Source organism: Pararhizobium arenae, from assembly GCF_001931685.1.
Taxonomy (GTDB): domain Bacteria; phylum Pseudomonadota; class Alphaproteobacteria; order Rhizobiales; family Rhizobiaceae; genus Pararhizobium; species Pararhizobium arenae.
Window position 1 is genome coordinate 144,933 of record NZ_MOOY01000005.1, and the last position, 15,778, is coordinate 160,710.

General features: G+C 62.4%; 15 protein-coding genes. 7 read left to right on the plus strand and 8 right to left on the minus strand.

Going from position 1 to position 15,778, the window contains the following annotated elements; all coding sequences use genetic code 11:
* The first annotated feature begins 131 nt into the window (after positions 1 to 131).
* Together BLX89_RS12450 and BLX89_RS12455 are read left to right on the plus strand one after the other, a co-directional pair.
* Positions 132 to 899 (plus strand): N-acyl amino acid synthase FeeM domain-containing protein, encoded by a 768-nt coding sequence (locus tag BLX89_RS12450; RefSeq protein WP_075291239.1) that lies wholly within the window; start codon positions 132 to 134, stop codon positions 897 to 899.
* A 202-nt stretch (positions 900 to 1,101) separates the two neighbouring features.
* Entirely contained in the window at positions 1,102 to 1,326 is a 225-nt protein-coding gene (locus tag BLX89_RS12455; RefSeq protein WP_075291240.1) for an aa3-type cytochrome c oxidase subunit IV, read from the plus strand.
* A gap of 54 nt (positions 1,327 to 1,380) precedes the next feature.
* Here BLX89_RS12455 and BLX89_RS12460 read toward each other — a convergent pair whose 3' ends face one another.
* From BLX89_RS12460 to rpsU, 3 genes are all read right to left on the minus strand, one after another.
* Positions 1,381 to 2,454, minus strand: a complete 1,074-nt coding sequence (locus tag BLX89_RS12460; RefSeq protein ID WP_075291241.1) for an NAD(P)/FAD-dependent oxidoreductase — start codon at positions 2,452 to 2,454, stop codon at positions 1,381 to 1,383.
* Positions 2,455 to 2,542: 88 nt separating this feature from the next.
* Positions 2,543 to 3,412 carry a tetratricopeptide repeat protein gene (locus BLX89_RS12465; RefSeq protein WP_425348614.1) on the minus strand — a complete coding sequence of 290 codons (870 nt, stop codon included), beginning with the start codon at positions 3,410 to 3,412 and terminating at the stop codon, positions 2,543 to 2,545.
* Between the two features lie 276 nt (positions 3,413 to 3,688).
* The gene (rpsU, locus tag BLX89_RS12470; protein WP_075291242.1) at positions 3,689 to 3,925 is read right to left on the minus strand and encodes a 30S ribosomal protein S21; all 237 of its coding nucleotides are present in this window, start codon (positions 3,923 to 3,925) and stop codon (positions 3,689 to 3,691) included.
* 62 nt (positions 3,926 to 3,987) lie between these two features.
* Between rpsU and BLX89_RS12475 the strand changes: the two genes are divergently transcribed.
* Genes BLX89_RS12475 through soxG form a run of 5 tightly spaced genes read left to right on the plus strand, consistent with a single transcriptional unit; the run spans position 3,988 to position 9,460 of the window.
* Positions 3,988 to 4,239 carry a hypothetical protein gene (locus BLX89_RS12475; RefSeq protein WP_075291243.1) on the plus strand — a complete coding sequence of 84 codons (252 nt, stop codon included), beginning with the start codon at positions 3,988 to 3,990 and terminating at the stop codon, positions 4,237 to 4,239.
* Positions 4,240 to 4,281: 42 nt separating this feature from the next.
* Positions 4,282 to 5,535, plus strand: a complete 1,254-nt coding sequence (locus BLX89_RS12480) for a sarcosine oxidase subunit beta family protein (protein ID WP_075291244.1) — start codon at positions 4,282 to 4,284, stop codon at positions 5,533 to 5,535.
* Positions 5,536 to 5,590: 55 nt separating this feature from the next.
* Positions 5,591 to 5,929, plus strand: coding sequence for a sarcosine oxidase subunit delta family protein (locus tag BLX89_RS12485; RefSeq protein WP_075291245.1), 339 nt, complete (start codon positions 5,591 to 5,593; stop codon positions 5,927 to 5,929).
* Positions 5,926 to 8,919, plus strand: a complete 2,994-nt coding sequence (locus tag BLX89_RS12490; RefSeq protein WP_075291246.1) for a sarcosine oxidase subunit alpha — start codon at positions 5,926 to 5,928, stop codon at positions 8,917 to 8,919. Before BLX89_RS12485 ends, BLX89_RS12490 begins: the two co-directional genes overlap by 4 nt.
* Complete coding sequence (gene soxG / locus BLX89_RS12495; RefSeq protein ID WP_075291247.1) at positions 8,912 to 9,460, plus strand: sarcosine oxidase subunit gamma family protein; 549 nt, start codon at positions 8,912 to 8,914, stop codon at positions 9,458 to 9,460. Before BLX89_RS12490 ends, soxG begins: the two co-directional genes overlap by 8 nt.
* A 160-nt stretch (positions 9,461 to 9,620) precedes the next feature.
* Here soxG and BLX89_RS12500 read toward each other — a convergent pair whose 3' ends face one another.
* The 5 genes from BLX89_RS12500 to glgA all read right to left on the minus strand — a co-directional run bounded on the left by BLX89_RS12500 (position 9,621) and on the right by glgA (position 15,776).
* The gene (locus BLX89_RS12500; protein WP_075291248.1) at positions 9,621 to 10,109 is read right to left on the minus strand and encodes a MaoC family dehydratase; all 489 of its coding nucleotides are present in this window, start codon (positions 10,107 to 10,109) and stop codon (positions 9,621 to 9,623) included.
* Positions 10,110 to 10,191: 82 nt separating this feature from the next.
* Positions 10,192 to 12,171: a glycogen debranching protein GlgX gene (gene glgX / locus BLX89_RS12505; protein WP_075291249.1), complete on the minus strand. Its 1,980-nt coding sequence runs from the start codon at positions 12,169 to 12,171 to the stop codon at positions 10,192 to 10,194.
* Positions 12,172 to 12,270: 99 nt separating this feature from the next.
* Complete coding sequence (locus BLX89_RS12510) at positions 12,271 to 12,678, minus strand: GFA family protein (RefSeq protein ID WP_075291250.1); 408 nt, start codon at positions 12,676 to 12,678, stop codon at positions 12,271 to 12,273.
* Between the two features lie 25 nt (positions 12,679 to 12,703).
* The gene (locus tag BLX89_RS12515) at positions 12,704 to 14,332 is read right to left on the minus strand and encodes an alpha-D-glucose phosphate-specific phosphoglucomutase (RefSeq protein WP_075291251.1); all 1,629 of its coding nucleotides are present in this window, start codon (positions 14,330 to 14,332) and stop codon (positions 12,704 to 12,706) included.
* A 4-nt stretch (positions 14,333 to 14,336) separates the two neighbouring features.
* A complete protein-coding gene (gene glgA, locus BLX89_RS12520; RefSeq protein WP_075291252.1) occupies positions 14,337 to 15,776 on the minus strand; it encodes a glycogen synthase GlgA in 1,440 nt (479 codons plus the stop codon).
* Positions 15,777 to 15,778: the final 2 nt, after the last annotated feature.

The window sequence follows — 15,778 nt, forward strand, 5'->3', positions numbered from 1 at the left end:
GTAAGCGGACGCGAACTTTAGCGTTAACCATTTGTTAAGGTTAACAAATGGTTTACCCTTAAGATTTTATTAAAATTATTGTGAGGGCCCGCCGTTTGTAGGATGACTGTTCCGTCAGAGGGGCGTCGTCCATGAGTGTGAGTAATGCGTCGGAGAGCCGGTTTGCTGATCGGCTGCTGGAAATTCTGGATCGGGTCGAGTATCGCCGCGTCGAAACGGGCGAGGATATGGAAGAGGTCGCCCGTATCCGCGCGAAGGCCTACAAGATGGCCGATATCCTGCCGGTAACGGGCAACAGTCTGATCGACGAGGTCGATTTCGACAGTCAAGCCTACGTTTTCGGTATCTATTACAGGGAGCGGCTGATCAGCACGGTGCGTGTTCATCACGTCACGCCTGATCATCGCGTCAGTTCCTCCGCGGGCATTTTCGGCAAGGAGATCAATGCGTTTCTGGATGCCGGCATGAGCCTGATCGATCCTGTCCGCCTTGCCGCAGATCCGCTGGTGCTCAAGGAAATGCCGGCCATTCCATACCTGACGCTGCGCGTGGCGACGATGGCATCGGAGCATTTCGACGTCGATCGCTGCCTGTCGCTGGTGAAGCCGCAGCACGCAGCGTTTTATCGGCGGGTCTTCGATGCGGACACCATTGTCGAGCCGCAGAAGAACTGCGGCGACTACAGGATCGATCTGACCCTGCTTGCGGCGCGTGTGCGCGAGATCAGGCCCTGGCTTTACAAGCGCTTTCCGTTTTTCGACAGCGAGCCTTTCGAGCGTCGCATGATGTTCGGCGACCGGCGGGCAAAGCCGACGCCCCTCACCATACTTCCAACGGCGCGTCTGGCGATGAATACGCAGAGCAGGGCGCGGTCTCATCTTTCGGGGCGTCGGACCTGACCGGCGATAGCTGTTCAAAAGGCCGGGCGCAGCCATCTGCCGCAGCCCGTTTCGCGGGTTTTCGTTGCGCTCTCCCACGGCTTTGTGTAAGGGCAGCTAGGGGCTGTCGAGATGAGGTGTTCGGCATGCCGCCTTTGCAGTGAATTGTGACGGCGATGCCGCCTGCGGCCCGCATTGCCGGATATCAGGGAGACAATGGACGATGGCTGAGCATCATACCGGACCGGTCGAAACAGGCGCGCCGATGGATTACGCCGAGCACGAGAAGACATACAATTTCTTCCTGGGCGCAACGAAGTACGGCACGCTGTTCTGCGTTGCACTGCTGATCGCCATGGCTGCCGGCTTTTTTACAAGCGCCGGTTTTTTCACAGCTCTTGTTCTGTTTGTCCTTCTGAACATCGCCGGCTTCGTTCTGCTGCGTTAAGCGCAAACTGCTGAAGGGCGCCACGCACGACGTGGCCGCCCTTTTTGATGCCGGTTATGCGTCGGCGATCGAGGCGAACCGCGAAAGCCGATACGGCGCAAGAAGCTCGTCCTGCGGTTCTGCGAGGACTTCGGCCGCGACAAGCTTGCCGACCAGTGGCGCCAGTGTCACCCCTGAATGCATGACGGCCACGTAAAGCCCCTCGCAGCTGGTGGGCCCGATAATCGGCAGGCCGTCTTTTGGCGTCGGCCTGTAGCCGACCGTATAGTGATCCAGTTCAAGCCCGGCGCCCGGCAGCATGGCTTGTACCGTTTGGAAGAGTTCCGCAGCGGCCTTGTCGGGTTCCGTGCCGGGGTCCGTCCCGCCAAAGTCGCTGCCGGCAACGATGCGGCCATCGCCGGTCTGGCGAATATGGGCCTTTTCTCCGATGACGAGGCCGTTCAGGATTTTGCCAGTAGGCTTGGAATGAACGAGCAGGCCCGGCGGTGATTTCACCGGCAGGGTGATACCAGCCGTGGCCGCGAGACTGACGGCGCCGACGCCTGCGGCGAGGATGATCTCGTCGGTTTCGTGGTTGCCCTCGGATGTCGCAAGTCCGATGATGCGGCCGTTCTCCATGTCCAGTGACAGGACAGTTTCTTCAAGCAGCTTGGCGCCCTTGGCCTTCGCACCATCGATCAGCGCCTGCGCCGTTGCCAGCGGGTCAGCTGCGGCTTCGCCGGCGGCATGAAGAGCGAATTGCGGCAGGTCGGCCAGATGCGGCTCCATCCGGGCGATCTCCTCGCGGGTGACGGTCCGGATATCGTAGCCCCAGCCGGCATGTTCTTCCGCATAGGCTTTCAACTGCTCGGGCGGCAGGTCCCAGCAGATCCCGCCGCATTCGGTGTAGGGGATGGCTGGAACCGCTGCTGCAAGCCGCTTCCACTCCTGCATCGCACGGGCGCGAAAGCCGAAATAGGCGTGGCTGTTGCCCCAGCTTGCATTGATCCAGGCAAAGGAGCGCGGGGTTGCCACACCGCCGCGCTCGCTGGAGATAAGGGTGACCTCGGCGCCTGCCTCTGTCAGATGCCATGCGATCGATGCGCCGATAATCCCGGCGCCCACGACCGTTACCTTCTTGGAGCTCATGCCACGAAAAATCCCGGAGAATGAAAATTCTCCGGGACGATAGGCTGCCGCTTTCCGGCAAGTCAATGATCGATATCGGATTTCCCGGTCAGGCGCCGCCGCCGCCCTTGACGCGTGCGAGTCCGGCGCTCGCGGGTTCGTATTTCGGATCGAGCTTCAGCGCATGCGCGTAAGAGCGCTTGGCCTTTTCAAGGTTGCCTTGGCGCTCATAGACCAGCGCCTGATTGGCCCAGGATTCTGCGATGTTGCCGTTGAGCGTGATCGCGGTGTTGAAGTCCGCAAAGGCGTTGTCGTTGTCGTTCTGCGCGACATAGGAAATGCCGCGGCCGTTATAGGGCTCGGGCGAATTCGGTGCCAGCGAGATCGCCGTCGAGAAATCCTCGATCGCCTGCCCATGCTGGTTGCGGGCCTGATAGATCAGGCCGCGATTGTGATACGCGCGAGGATCGGTCGTATCGAGGTCGATTGCCTTGTTGAAATCGGCAAAGGCCGCATCGAGCTGGCCCGCCTGGCGATAGAGATTGCCGCGACCGATATAGGCGACGTCGTAGCGCGGGTTGAGCTGCAGGGCGCGGTTGTAATCGGCCTGCGCCTGCGCCTGGTCACCCATGTTGCGCTCGACCAGCGCGCGGTTGGCGTACGCCTGGTAGAACTGCGGGTTCAGTTCGAGCGCCTTGTTGAAGTCTGCGAGGGCGCGGCGGAACTCGCCCGCGCGGCCATAGGCCGATCCGCGGACATTGTAGCCTTCCGGATCGTTGGGATTGGCCGCGATGACGTTCGACAGGGAAGCGATGTTCTGTTCGGAGCCTTGCTCGCGTTCCACCCGCATCATGTTGGCCGACGGATCTGCCGTCTGGCAGCCGGAAAGACCGATCGCGGCCACGGTTAAGATGCCGGCAAGGCCGATCAGCCGCGCGAAGGAGATTTTACCGGAAAAATCCGCAGTCCTGGCAGTCAATGTCAAGATCGATTCCTCAATTAAGCGATGCTCGTCACACATGCGCCGACGGTACCCGCTCAAGCCATGTGCACTTCCAGTGAAGAGCGAATCGGGAGCATCTCCGTCGATGCTACGCTCCATGTCCGAAGACATTATGGCGCGTCTTGCACGCCGTCGCCCGAACCGAATGATCGGTTAACCAGGCTGCTGGCAGGAGAGCCTGCCACATACAGAAAAGGCGGTGGCGACATGTCGCCCCCGCCGGGTATGCCAACTAATCGTCGAGGCCGCGGATCAGCGTGCAGCTGTTGCGGTGCGGCCACCGCTGATCAGGCCTTCGCGCTGCATGCGCTTGCGAGCCAGCTTGCGAACGCGGCGAACGGCTTCCGCCTTTTCGCGGGCGCGCTTCTGGGAAGGCTTTTCGTAGTAGTCGCGCATCTTCATTTCGCGGAAGATACCTTCGCGCTGCATCTTCTTCTTGAGTGCGCGAAGCGCTTGATCGACGTTATTGTCGCGGACTAGTACCTGCACGTTAATCCCGTTCCTTTGTTCGAGTTATCCGCCTCACGAAGTCAGGTCGACGAGGCAATAAAATGATGTTCGCGGAGCCCGAAGGCTTTACGATTGGGGAGAGCGGATACCAGATCGTCCCGCTGAAGTCCAGCCGCGATCTGGATGGATGGCGGAAAATTGCGGCGTGGCGTGCATTTTTCGCTGAGCGAGACCTGTTGCTGCCGCAATCCGGCAAAATTATCCGCGGCGAACCGATGTCGCAAGACGTGCAAGGCGCGGCGGATTTCGTCGCAAAAGAGCCGTTGCGGATCGGCTGGATTTGCGATTTCTAGGGCAATACGGAATTCCCCGGATGGACGGAGTTTAAGAGGCGGATGCGCAAATATTCGGTTTTTGCCGTGGCACGCGAGGCGATGCGGGGCCACAAGGGTTGGGAAGCGCAATGGACCTCGCCCGAGCCACGCAAGGAATATGACGTCATCATCGTCGGCGGTGGCGGTCATGGCCTCGGAGCCGCTTATTATCTCGCCAAGGAGCACGGCATCACCAATGTCGCCGTCCTGGAAAAGGGCTGGCTTGGCGGCGGCAACACCGGCCGAAACACCACCATCATCCGGTCCAACTATCTCTATGAAGAGAGCATGGACATCTACGAGCATTCGCTGAAGCTTTGGGAAAATCTCAGCCAGGAGCTCAATTACAACGTCATGTATTCGCCGCGCGGCGTCATGATGCTGTCGCACAATGTCCATGACCAGCAGGTGTTCAAGCGCCATATCCATGCCAACCGCCTCTACGGCATCGATAATGAGTGGCTGACGCCGGAGCAGGCGCGCGATTACTGCCCGCCGCTCGATATCTCGGCCGGCGCGCGTTATCCGATCAATGGCGCCGCCCTCCAGCGCCGCGGCGGCACGGCCCGTCACGATGCCGTCGCCTGGGGCTATGCCCGTGCGGCTGCCGATCGCGGCGTGCACATCATCCAGAACTGCGAAGTGAAGGGCATCCGTCGCGGCCCGAACGGTGAAGTCACGGGTGTCGATACCAACCGCGGTTTTATCGGCGCGAAGAAGATCGGCGTTTCCGCTTCGGGTCACAACTCCGTCGTCATGGCGATGGCCGATGTACGCGTGCCGCTGCATTCGGTGCCGCTGCAGGCGCTGGTGTCGGAACCGATGAAGCCGATTTTCCCTTGCGTCGTCATGTCGAACACGGTGCATGCCTATATCTCGCAGTCCGACAAGGGCGAACTGGTCATCGGCGCAGGCACCGACCAGTACAACTCCTACTCCCAGACCGGCGGCCTGCAGATCATCACCCATACGCTGGATGCGATCTGCGAGCTCTTCCCGATCTTCCGCCGCGTCAAGATGATGCGCCAGTGGGGCGGTATCACCGACAACACGCCGGATCGTTCGGCGATCCAGGGCGTGACGCCGGTTCCGAACCTGTTCGTCAATTGCGGCTGGGGCACCGGCGGCTTCAAGGCGACCCCCGGCTCGGCCAACCTCTTCGCCCATCTCATCGCCAAGGGCGAACCGCACCGGCTGGCTGCAGGCCTCACCCTCGATCGCTTCCGCTCGGGACGCCTGATCGATGAGGCGGCTGCGGCTGCCGTGGCGCATTGAGGGTGGTTGTCATGCACATTTCGTTTTCTGACTTTCAAAGTGCCGGGAGCTTCCCATGCTGCTGATCTATTGCCCCTATTGCGAGGAAGAGCGTTCCGAGCTCGAATTCCGCGGCGCCGGCGATGCCCATATCGCCCGGCCGACCAATATCGCCGATATCTCGGATGAAGAGTTCGAAGAGTTCTTCTTCCTGCGCGACAACCCGAAAGGGCTGATTTTCGAGCGCTGGCGCCATATCCATGGCTGCGGCCGTTTCTTCAATGCGGCGCGCGATACCGTCAGCGACAAGTTCAAGTTGACCTACAAGGCCGGCCTGCCGAAGCCGGACTTGGATGCCACAACGCCGGCTGCCCCTGTCGAAACCTATGAAGCCACGGAGTCCAACGCGAAATGACCGGCGCAAACCGCATTCCCGGCGCTGGCCGATTGACCCCGGCACGGACCGCCCGCTTCACCTTCGACGGCAAGAGCTACAACGCGCTTGAGGGCGACACCGTCGCCTCGGCGCTGCTGGCCAACGGCGTTCATCTCGTCGGCCGCTCGTTCAAGTATCACCGCCCGCGCGGCGTTGTCTCCGCAGGCCCGGAAGAGCCGAACGCGCTGATCGGCGTGGAGCGCGACGCTGCCCGCCAGCAGCCGAACGTGCGCGCCACGGTGCAGGAAGTCTTCGACGGCATGAAGACGATCTCGCAAAACCGCTATCCGTCGCTCTCCTTCGACGTCGGCTCGATCAACAACCTGTTGTCGCCCTTCTTCGCCGCCGGCTTCTACTACAAGACCTTCATGTGGCCGAAGCAGGCGTGGAAGCACATCTACGAGCCGCAGATCCGCGCGGCCGCCGGCCTCGGCGTTTCGCCGAAGGAAGAAGACCCGGATCATTATTCCAGCCGTTACGCCCATTGCGACGTGCTGTTGATCGGCGGCGGTATCGCCGGTCTTTCGGCGGCCCTTGCGGCGGCAAAGACCGGCGCCCGCGTCATCCTCTGCGACGAGCAGCCGGAAGTCGGCGGCGCGATGCACTACGACAAGAGCGTCACCGTCGATGGCGTCGATGGCTTCACCTGGGCGCAGAAGACGGCGGCTGATCTTGCCAAGATGTCGAACGTGACGGTGCTGACCCGCACGACGGCCTTCGGGTACTACGCCCAGAATTTCGTCGCCCTCGTGCAGCGCGTGACGGATCACATTTCAAAGCCCGATCGTCGTCTGCCCCGTGAGCGCATGTGGCAGGTCCGTGCCAAGCGTGTGATCATCGCTACCGGTGCTATCGAGCGCCACATGGTCTTCGCCAACAACGACCGTCCCGGCATCATGCAGGCTGCGGCGGCGCGCACCTACCTCAACCATTTCGGCGTCGCCGTCGGCCGCAAGGTCGGCGTCTACACCGCCAACGACTCTGCCTATGAGGCCGCCTTCGACCTGAAGCGCGCCGGCGTCACCGTCGCCGCCATCGTCGATTGCCGCGAAAAGCCGGGCGAAGCCGTTCTCGCCGAAGCCCGTTCGCTCGGCATCGAAGTGCTGACCGGCCACAGCGTTATCGATACCTCCGGCAAGCTGCGTGTCGCCGGTATGTCGGTTGCCCGCAACGGTTCGAGCGCCAAGCGCAATATCGCGATCGATGCGCTCCTGACCTCGGCCGGCTGGACCCCCTCCGTCCATATGTTCTCCCAGTCGCGCGGCAAGGTCGCTTACGATGCGGAAAGCGGCTCGTTCTTGCCGGGCGTCTATGCGCAGGATTGCCTGTCCATCGGCGCCTGCAACGGCACGACGGATTTGCAGGCCACCATTGAGGAGGCGCTGGCAGCCGGCGAACTGATGGCCAAGGCCTCTGGCTTTGAAGCGACCGGTAAGGTCGAGCTGCAGGCGACCAACGCCTTCCAGTGGACCGGCGGCATGTCCGGTGCGGCGGAAGGTGCGGGCGAAGACACGACCGTCAAGGCCTTCATCGACTTCCAGAACGACGTCTGCGCCAAGGACATTCGTCTGGCCGTGCGCGAAGGCATGCACTCGATCGAGCATATCAAGCGCTTCACCACCAACGGCATGGCGACCGATCAGGGCAAGCTTTCCAACCTGCATGGTCTGGCGATCGCGGCTGAAGCGCTGGGACGCGGTATCCCGGAAGTGGGTCTCACCACCTTCCGCGCACCCTATACCCCGGTCACCTTCGGCACGCTGATCAGCCATTCGCGTGGCGAACTGTTCGACCCCACCCGCAAGACGCCGATGCATGCTTTGGAAGAAGCGGAAGGTGCCGTGTTCGAGGATGTCGGCCAGTGGAAACGCGCCTGGTACTATCCGCGCGCCGGCGAAGACATGCACCAGGCGGTCAACCGTGAGTGCAGGACCGTTCGCGAAACCGTCGGCATGTTCGATGCCTCCACGCTCGGCAAGATCGAGGTCGTCGGCCCGGATGCGGCCGCCTTCCTGAACCTGATCTATACCAACAGCTGGGATACGCTGAAGCCGGGCCGCACGCGCTACGGCATCATGCTGCGCGAAGATGGTTTCGTCTATGACGATGGCGTCGTCGGCCGCCTGGCGGAAGATCGTTTCCACGTGACGACGACGACGGGCGGTGCCGCGCGCGTCATGAACCACATGGAAGACTATCTGCAGACCGAGTTCCCCCATCTGAACGTCTGGCTGACGTCGGCCACCGAGCAGTGGGCGGTGATCGCGGTTCAAGGGCCGAAGGCCCGCGACGTCATCGCGCCGCTGGTTGAGGGCATTGATCTTTCCAACGAGGCCTTCCCGCATATGAGCGTGCGTGAAGGCAAGATCTGCGGCGTGCCGACCCGGCTGTTCCGCATGTCGTTCACCGGTGAAATGGGCTTCGAAGTCAACGTGCCCGCTGATTTCGGTCCGGCGGTCTGGGACGCCATCCGTGCGGAAGTCGAAAAGGCCGGCGGCTGCGCCTACGGCACCGAGGCCATGCACATCCTGCGTGCCGAAAAGGGCTATATCATCGTCGGCCAGGATACGGACGGTACGGTTACGCCTGATGATGCGAGCCTCAGCTGGGCCGTCGGCAAGAAGAAGCCGGATTTCGTCGGCATCCGCGGCCTGAAGCGCCCGGATCTCGTGCGGTCCGGCCGCAAGCAGCTCGTCGGCCTCAAGACCAAGGACCCGAATGTGGTGCTGGAGGAGGGCGCGCAGATCGTTGCCGATCCGAACCAGCCGAAGCCCATGACCATGCTCGGCCATGTCACCTCGTCCTACTGGTCGGAGAATTGCGGCCGCTCCATCGCCATGGCACTTGTCGTCGATGGCAGGGCCAAGCTTGGCCAGACGCTGTATGTCCCGATGCCCGATCGCACGATTGCGGTCGAGGTGAGCGAGATGGTGTTTATCGACAAGGAAGGAGTGCGGCTCAATGGCTGATCTCGCAACGCGCACATTGCCGCTGTCCGGCTTTCACGGCGGCTCCGCCTCCGCCTCGGTTTCTCCGGCCGCCCCGGCAAGCCGCCTGTCGCTCCGGGCAAAGCCGGATGCCGTCGCAAGCCTCTCGGCTGCGCTGGGCGTCGATCTGCCGACCCGGCCAAAGACATCCGCCTCATCCGGCAGCCGTCACGCGCTCTGGCTCGGGCCGGATGAGTGGCTGATCATCGATGAAACGGAAGCCGATCTTCTGACGGCCGCCGTTTCCAGCGGTGTCCTGCATTCAGGAACGGATATTTCCCACCGCAACACGGCGCTCTTCGTCAAGGGCCGCGGTGCGGAAGCGACCCTCAACAGCGGCTGCCCGCAGGACCTGTCCTTGGCGGTCTTCCCGGTCGGCGCCTGCTCGCGCACGGTTTTCGGCAAGGCGGAGATCGTGCTGATGCGCACGGCGGAAGATGCTTTTCGGGTGGAATGCTGGCGCTCGTTTTCGCCTTACGTCTCGGGGTTGTTGGCTGAAGGCGCGGAAGATTCCGGGCATTGAAACAGGTGCCGCGTATCCCTTCTCCCCGCATGCGGGGAGAAGGTGGCCGACAGGCCGGATGAGGGGCAGGGCCTTGGCATTCTCAAGGATGAAAATTTGCCCCTCACCCTAACCCTCTCCCCGCAAGCGGGGCGAGGGGACGACGGAGCAAGTAGGACGCTCAAGCGTCCACCGGCCGATCCTTGGGATCGAACTGAATAATTGTCAGCCAATTCGCCGTCAGCGCTGGCTTACGCTCCCCTTCGATTTCCACCGTAACATCATACGTGACCATCACCATGCCGGCGCCGCGAAAGCGGGCTTCGGCCATGGTGAAACGGCCGCGGACGCGGGTGCCGCTTTTCACCGGCGTCATGAAGCGCACCTTGTCGAAGCCGTAGTTGAGGCCCATGGTCTGCTCGCGCACCTTGGGCAGGCAATTGTAGTTCATGGCTGAGAGCAGCGACAGCGACAGGAAGCCATGGGCGATCGTGCCGCCGAAGGGGGTCTCGGCCGCAGCGCGCACCGGGTCTGTGTGGATGAATTGATGGTCGTCCGTCGCATCGGCAAAGCTGTCGATGACTTTCTGGCTGACGGTGATCCAGTCGGAGACGCCGATCTCCTTGCCGACCAGGCCTTTGACATCCGAAAGTGAAATTTCCTGCGGCATGGATCCCTCAAGAGAATGGCCTCCCGTGCGTTGTTATATGCCGCGGAGCGGATATCCCGCAATTGCCGCATTCAGGGGAGGATCAATAAATTTCGACGTGAAAACTGACACTTCGCGCGGGTGTGACGCCCGGTCTGCCCGCGTCTTCGCCCAGCAGCAGTTGCCAGCGCGCGCCATCGTTTGCCGGGAGTTCGGTGCCATGGGGCGCGTGGGATCGGTTGATGGCGATGGCGAGCCGGGTCTGTCTCTCTTGAACCGCATCCTGCGTTGCGACCAGCATCAGCAGCGTGTCCGTCTGCGGGCTTTCCCAATCGCCTGTCGTCATCGGCGTGCCATTGAAGCGCAGCCATTCGATATCGCCATTGCCAGTGAAGAATGCGGATTGCCGCAGGGCATCGAAACGCATGCGGATCGCGGAAAGCGCGGCCGTGTGATCGATCAGCTCACCATCGAGAGAATTCCAGTCGACATAGGTGATGTCGTTGTCCTGACAATAGGCGTTGTTGTTGCCGCGCTGGCTGCGTCCGCCCTCGTCGCCGGCCGTCAGCATGATGGAGCCGCGGGTGGCGAAGAGGGTGGAGAGCAGGCCCTTCACATCGCGCTTGCGCCAGGCGCGCACTTCCGCATCGTCCGTCTGGCCTTCCGCGCCGTTGTTCCAGGAATAGTTCTCGTTGTGGCCGTCGCGATTGTCTTCGCCATTCGCCTCGTTGTGCTTCTCGGCGTAGGAAACGAGGTCCATCAGCGTGAAGCCGTCATGGGCGGCGATGAAATTGACGCTGCGCGTGTGCGTCAGCCCGTGACTGGAAAAGATGTTGGAGGAGCCCGCGAGCGCGGTCGCCAGCGATCCGACGGTGTACTCGTCGCCGCGCCAGTGGCGGCGGATATCGTCGCGGGCGCGGTCGTTCCACTCAAGGAAGGGCGGCGGGAAATTGCCGAGCTGGTAGCCGCCCGGTCCGATATCCCAGGGTTCGGCAATCAGCACACGATCTTTCAGAACCGGATCGGCCAGCATCTCCTGCAGCAGCGCCGCATCCCGGCTGAAGCCGTTCATGTCGCGGCCGAGGATAGAGCCGAGATCGAAGCGGAAGCCGTCAATGCCGGCGGAGAGAACGAAATGCCGGAGGCTGTCGAGGATCAGCCGGCGCACGACCGGGTTGTCGCAGGCAATCGTATTGCCGCAACCGGTATCGTTGATCAGCTCTCCGGGTCGGTCGGTCGCGTGGCGATAGTAGGTGAGATTATCCAGCCCGCGCATCGAGACGGTCGTGCCCCAGCGGTCACTCTCGCCGGAGTGGTTGAAGACGAGATCGAGGATGACGCCGATGCCTTCCTTGTGGAGTGCACTGACGGTTTCGCGCAATTCCCTGACGCCACCGGGAACGAGACGTGGATCGAGTGCCATGAACGCGATCGGATTGTAACCCCAGCCGTTAGAGAGCCCGAGCGGCGGCAGGTGACGCTCGTCGATCCAGGCGGTGATCGGCATGAGCTCCACGGCCGAAACGCCGATGTGTTTCAGATGCGCAATCACGGCCGGATGGGCGAGTGCCGAGACCGTGCCACGGATCGCCTCCGGCACGTCCGGATGACGCATCGTGAAGGGCTTGACCGCAACCTCATAAACGAGACCGCCCGGCGTGAAGCGCACGGTCTCCGGCTCAAGATGATGAGGCCTGGTGACAATGGCGCGCGGCACGAGATCGGTCGTGTCTTCGCCGAACTGGCTGAGGCGGGTATCGTGTCGGAACGGGCGGTCGAGTTCGATGGCGTAGGGATCGACCAGCAGCTTGGCGGGATCGAACCAGATGCCTTCATCCGGCGCATAGCGTCCCCGGGCGCGGTAGCCGTAGCGCGTACCGGCGCCGGCATCGGCATCGGCAACAGTCAGCCGATGGATATCGTCCTCGCCGCGCTGCATCGGCAGCCGGCGCAGTTCGGTCTCGCCGGTGTCGTCGAACAGGCAGAGTTCGATGCCGCTCGCGGTCGTCGAGTAGACGGAAAAACTCGTGCCATCGGGACCGATGATGGCGCCAAGGGCTGCGGGCGAAGTGTCGTTCGGCATGGCAATATCCCGATGAGGCGTGAGGGACGGGGCGTTACGGACTGTGTCCCGGTTCCGGCGTTCAAGGCAAGCGGCTTTCCGTATCCCTTGCAGAGGGGATCATTCCGGGTCTTTGTCGAAAACGATGGTGCCGGGCGGCAGTTGCACCCAGCCATGCCGGCGGCAGTCGTAGACGGAGTCGGTCGGAGGCGGAAAATCCGGATCGGCGAAAGCACCCACGGCGACGCCGACGGATGTCTCCTCATATCCCTCCTCCGTATGGAAAAGGTTGGTGCCGCAGACCGGGCAGAAGCGGAATGTAAAGCGCCCGCCCTGATCGCCAAGGCGGAGAAATTCGGTCGTCTTGCCACGCACGACATAAGGTGCCTTGAAGGCAGCGAGCGCGGCAAAGACGCTGCCGGTTCGTTGCTGGCAGGCAAGGCAGTGGCAAACCCCGACGCCCAGAGGTTCGCCGCTGACCTCGATGCTCAGCTGCCCGCAAACGCATGAGGCGATCCGTGTGACCATGCTTCGCCTCCTTGAGCTTTTTGCCTCAGGTGATGACGCTCGGCTCGTTACGGCCGGTCCGCTCCTTGATGCCGGCGATTTCGTCCGCGACGGCGATAAGGTCAGCCAGGGCCTCCTGCGTGTCGATGTCATGGCGGGCGGCATCGGGCTCGTAGCGCTCGATATAGACGCGCAGAGTCGCGCCCGACGTGCCGGTGCCGGAGAGGCGGAACACGACGCGCGAGCCGCCCTCGAACAGGATGCGGATGCCCTGGTTGTTGCTCACCGACTTGTCGACCGGATCGTTGTAGGAGAAGTCGTCGGCGGCTGCGACCTTCAGCGCGCCAAAGCTCTTGCCGGGCAGGGTGGCGAGCTGGGCGCGCAACGCGTCCACAAGGCCGTTGGCAGCGGCCGAATCCACTTCCTCATAGTCATGGCGCGAATAGTAGTTGCGGCCGTAGATCATCCAATGCTGGCGGGCGATCTCCTGCACGCTGTCCTGCCGCACGGCGAGGATGTTGAGCCACAGCAGCACGGCCCAGAGACCGTCCTTCTCGCGCACATGGTTGGAGCCGGTGCCCGCACTTTCCTCGCCGCAGATGGTGACGAGGCCGGCATCCATCAGGTTGCCGAAGAATTTCCAGCCGGTCGGGGTCTCGTAGATGCCGATGCCCAGCTTTTCCGCCACACGGTCGGCGGCCGCCGAAGTCGGCATGGAGCGGGCGATGCCGGCAAGACCCTTGGAGTAACCGGGCGCGAGTTGGGCATTGGCGGCGAGCATGGCGAGGCTGTCGGAAGGGGTGATGAAGATGCCCTTGCCGATGATCAGGTTGCGGTCGCCGTCGCCATCGGAAGCCGCGCCGAAGTCCGGCGCGTCGTCGCCCATCATCTCCTCATAGAGGGCGCGCGCGTGGACAAGGTTCGGGTCGGGATGATGGCCGCCGAAATCCGGCAGCGGAATGAAGTTCAGCACCGAGCCCTTGGCTGCGCCGAGACGGTTCTCGAGAATTTCCTTGGCATAGGGGCCGGTCACGGCGCTCATGGCATCGAAGACGATACGGAAGCCGCTGGACAGAAGCCGGCGGATCGCGCCGAAATCGAAAAGCTGTTCCATCAGCTCGGCGTAGTCGGAAACCGGGTCGATCACCACGACTTCCATGCCGGCAACATCCTGACTGCCTTCGCTGTCGAGATTGATGTCGGCGACATCGACGATCTTGTAGCTGTCGATGACCTTGGTGCGGGCATAGATGGCGTCGGTGATCTTTTCCGGTGCCGGGCCGCCGTTGCCGATATTGTACTTGATACCGAAATCTTCGGTCGGGCCGCCGGGGTTGTGGCTGGCAGACAGCACGATGCCGCCAAAGGCCTTGTATTTGCGGATGACGTTGGAGGCGGCCGGCGTCGAAAGAATGCCGCCGCGACCAACGAGCACGCGGCCGAAACCGTTGGCCGCCGCCATCTTGATGGCGATCTGGATGGCTTCGCGGTTGTAGTAACGCCCGTCGCCGCCGATCACCAGCGTTTCACCCTTGAAGCCGTCGAGGCTATCGAAGATCGACTGGATGAAATTCTCGGCATAGTTCTTCTGCTGGAAGACCGGAACCTTCTTGCGCAGGCCGGACGTGCCGGGCTTCTGGTCGTTGTAGGGTGTCGTCTCAACGGTTTTGATCATGGTGTCAGCCTTTCGCAAGAAGCCTTGAATAGAGCGTAGCGTAACGGCCGGCGCTCAGATCCCAGGAAACATCGGATTTCATGCCCTGAACCTGCATGCGGTTCCAGGCCTTTGTGTCGTGATAGAGCGCGAAGACGCGCCGGAGAGCCTGCCGCAAGCCATCGGCCGTCACAGGCGAAAATTGGAAGCCGGTCGCGACACCGGCGGCAAGGGCCGCTTCATTGGCATCGATGATGGTGTCGGCCAGCCCGCCCGTTCGGGCAACCACCGGTACGCAGCCATAGCGCAGGCCGTAAAGCTGGGTGAGACCGCAAGGTTCGAAGCGGGACGGGATGAGGATCGCGTCCGATCCTGCCTGCATCAGATGGGAAAGCGGCTCGTCATAGCCGATGACGATGCCGACGCGGCCGGGATGGCGGGCGGCGGCAGACAGGAACGCAGCTTCCAGAACCTGATCGCCGGACCCCAGAACGGCCAGCTTGCCGCCGGCCTCGACGAGATCGTCGATCACCTCGGCCAGCACGTCCATGCCCTTCTGCAACGTCAGGCGGCTGACAACGCAGAAGATCGGGCCGGGCGTCAGGTCGAAACCGAAGCGGGCGGAGAGCGCCTGCCTGTTGGCTTCGCGCTTCTTGATGCCGGATGGACCATAGGTCGTCTTAAGATTGGCGTCCGTCTGCGGGTTCCAGATATCGGTATCGATGCCGTTGACGATGCCGTGGAGGGTGGAGAGCCTGGCTGCAAGCAGGCCTTCCAGCCCCATGCCGAATTCGGGGGTGAGAATTTCCTGGGCATAGGACGGGCTGACGGTCGTCACGGCCCAGGCGGTTTTCAAACCACCCTTCATGAAACTGACATTGCCGTAATACTCGACGTAATCGACGGAAAAGGCTTCGGGCGGAAGGGCCAGTTCCGGAAACACATTCGGGCCAAATAGTCCCTGGAAGGCGATGTTGTGAATGGTCAGCACCGAGGGCGTCTGATGCGCGGCACCGAAGCGCATGTAGACCGGCGTGAGCGCGGCCTGCCAGTCGTGCACATGGACAATATCAGGTTTCCAGTCGATGACGTCGCCGCCTGCGATTTCCGCTGCCGCCAGCGAAAGCCCGGCGAAACGGCGAAAGTTGTCGGGATAATCGCGACCGGCACGGTCCATATAGGGTCCCCCGTCGCGGTCATAGAGATGGGGGGCGTCGAGCACCAGGAGGTCCAGCCCTTTGTGATCGACCGCAAGAATGGAGGCCGGCGCTCCGAACAGGTTCGGAAAACCGCCGACAACCTTTGCTCCCTCGATCGCCCGCATCACGGCCGGATAGCCCGGCATCAGCGTGCGCATCGTCACACCATGGGGCGCAAGCGCCCCCGGGAGAGCGCCCGCCACATCGGCAAGCCCACCCGTCTTGACGAGCGGAAACACTTCGGAGGCGACCGAAAGGACCTGCATCG

Excerpts from the sequence above, each read along its gene's own strand:
- BLX89_RS12450 (WP_075291239.1), top strand. The coding sequence starts at position 132 with ATGAGTGTGAGTAATGCGTCGGAGAGCCGGTTTGCTGATCGGCTGCTG.
- BLX89_RS12455 (WP_075291240.1), top strand. The coding sequence starts at position 1,102 with ATGGCTGAGCATCATACCGGACCGGTCGAAACAGGCGCGCCGATGGAT.
- BLX89_RS12460 (WP_075291241.1), bottom strand. The coding sequence starts at position 2,454 with ATGAGCTCCAAGAAGGTAACGGTCGTGGGCGCCGGGATTATCGGCGCA.
- BLX89_RS12475 (WP_075291243.1), top strand. The coding sequence starts at position 3,988 with ATGATGTTCGCGGAGCCCGAAGGCTTTACGATTGGGGAGAGCGGATAC.
- BLX89_RS12480 (WP_075291244.1), top strand. The coding sequence starts at position 4,282 with ATGCGCAAATATTCGGTTTTTGCCGTGGCACGCGAGGCGATGCGGGGC.
- BLX89_RS12485 (WP_075291245.1), top strand. The coding sequence starts at position 5,591 with ATGCTGCTGATCTATTGCCCCTATTGCGAGGAAGAGCGTTCCGAGCTC.
- BLX89_RS12490 (WP_075291246.1), top strand. The coding sequence starts at position 5,926 with ATGACCGGCGCAAACCGCATTCCCGGCGCTGGCCGATTGACCCCGGCA.
- soxG (WP_075291247.1), top strand. The coding sequence starts at position 8,912 with ATGGCTGATCTCGCAACGCGCACATTGCCGCTGTCCGGCTTTCACGGC.
- BLX89_RS12500 (WP_075291248.1), bottom strand. The coding sequence starts at position 10,109 with ATGCCGCAGGAAATTTCACTTTCGGATGTCAAAGGCCTGGTCGGCAAG.
- glgX (WP_075291249.1), bottom strand. The coding sequence starts at position 12,171 with ATGCCGAACGACACTTCGCCCGCAGCCCTTGGCGCCATCATCGGTCCC.
- BLX89_RS12510 (WP_075291250.1), bottom strand. The coding sequence starts at position 12,678 with ATGGTCACACGGATCGCCTCATGCGTTTGCGGGCAGCTGAGCATCGAG.
- BLX89_RS12515 (WP_075291251.1), bottom strand. The coding sequence starts at position 14,332 with ATGATCAAAACCGTTGAGACGACACCCTACAACGACCAGAAGCCCGGC.
- glgA (WP_075291252.1), bottom strand. The coding sequence starts at position 15,776 with ATGCAGGTCCTTTCGGTCGCCTCCGAAGTGTTTCCGCTCGTCAAGACG.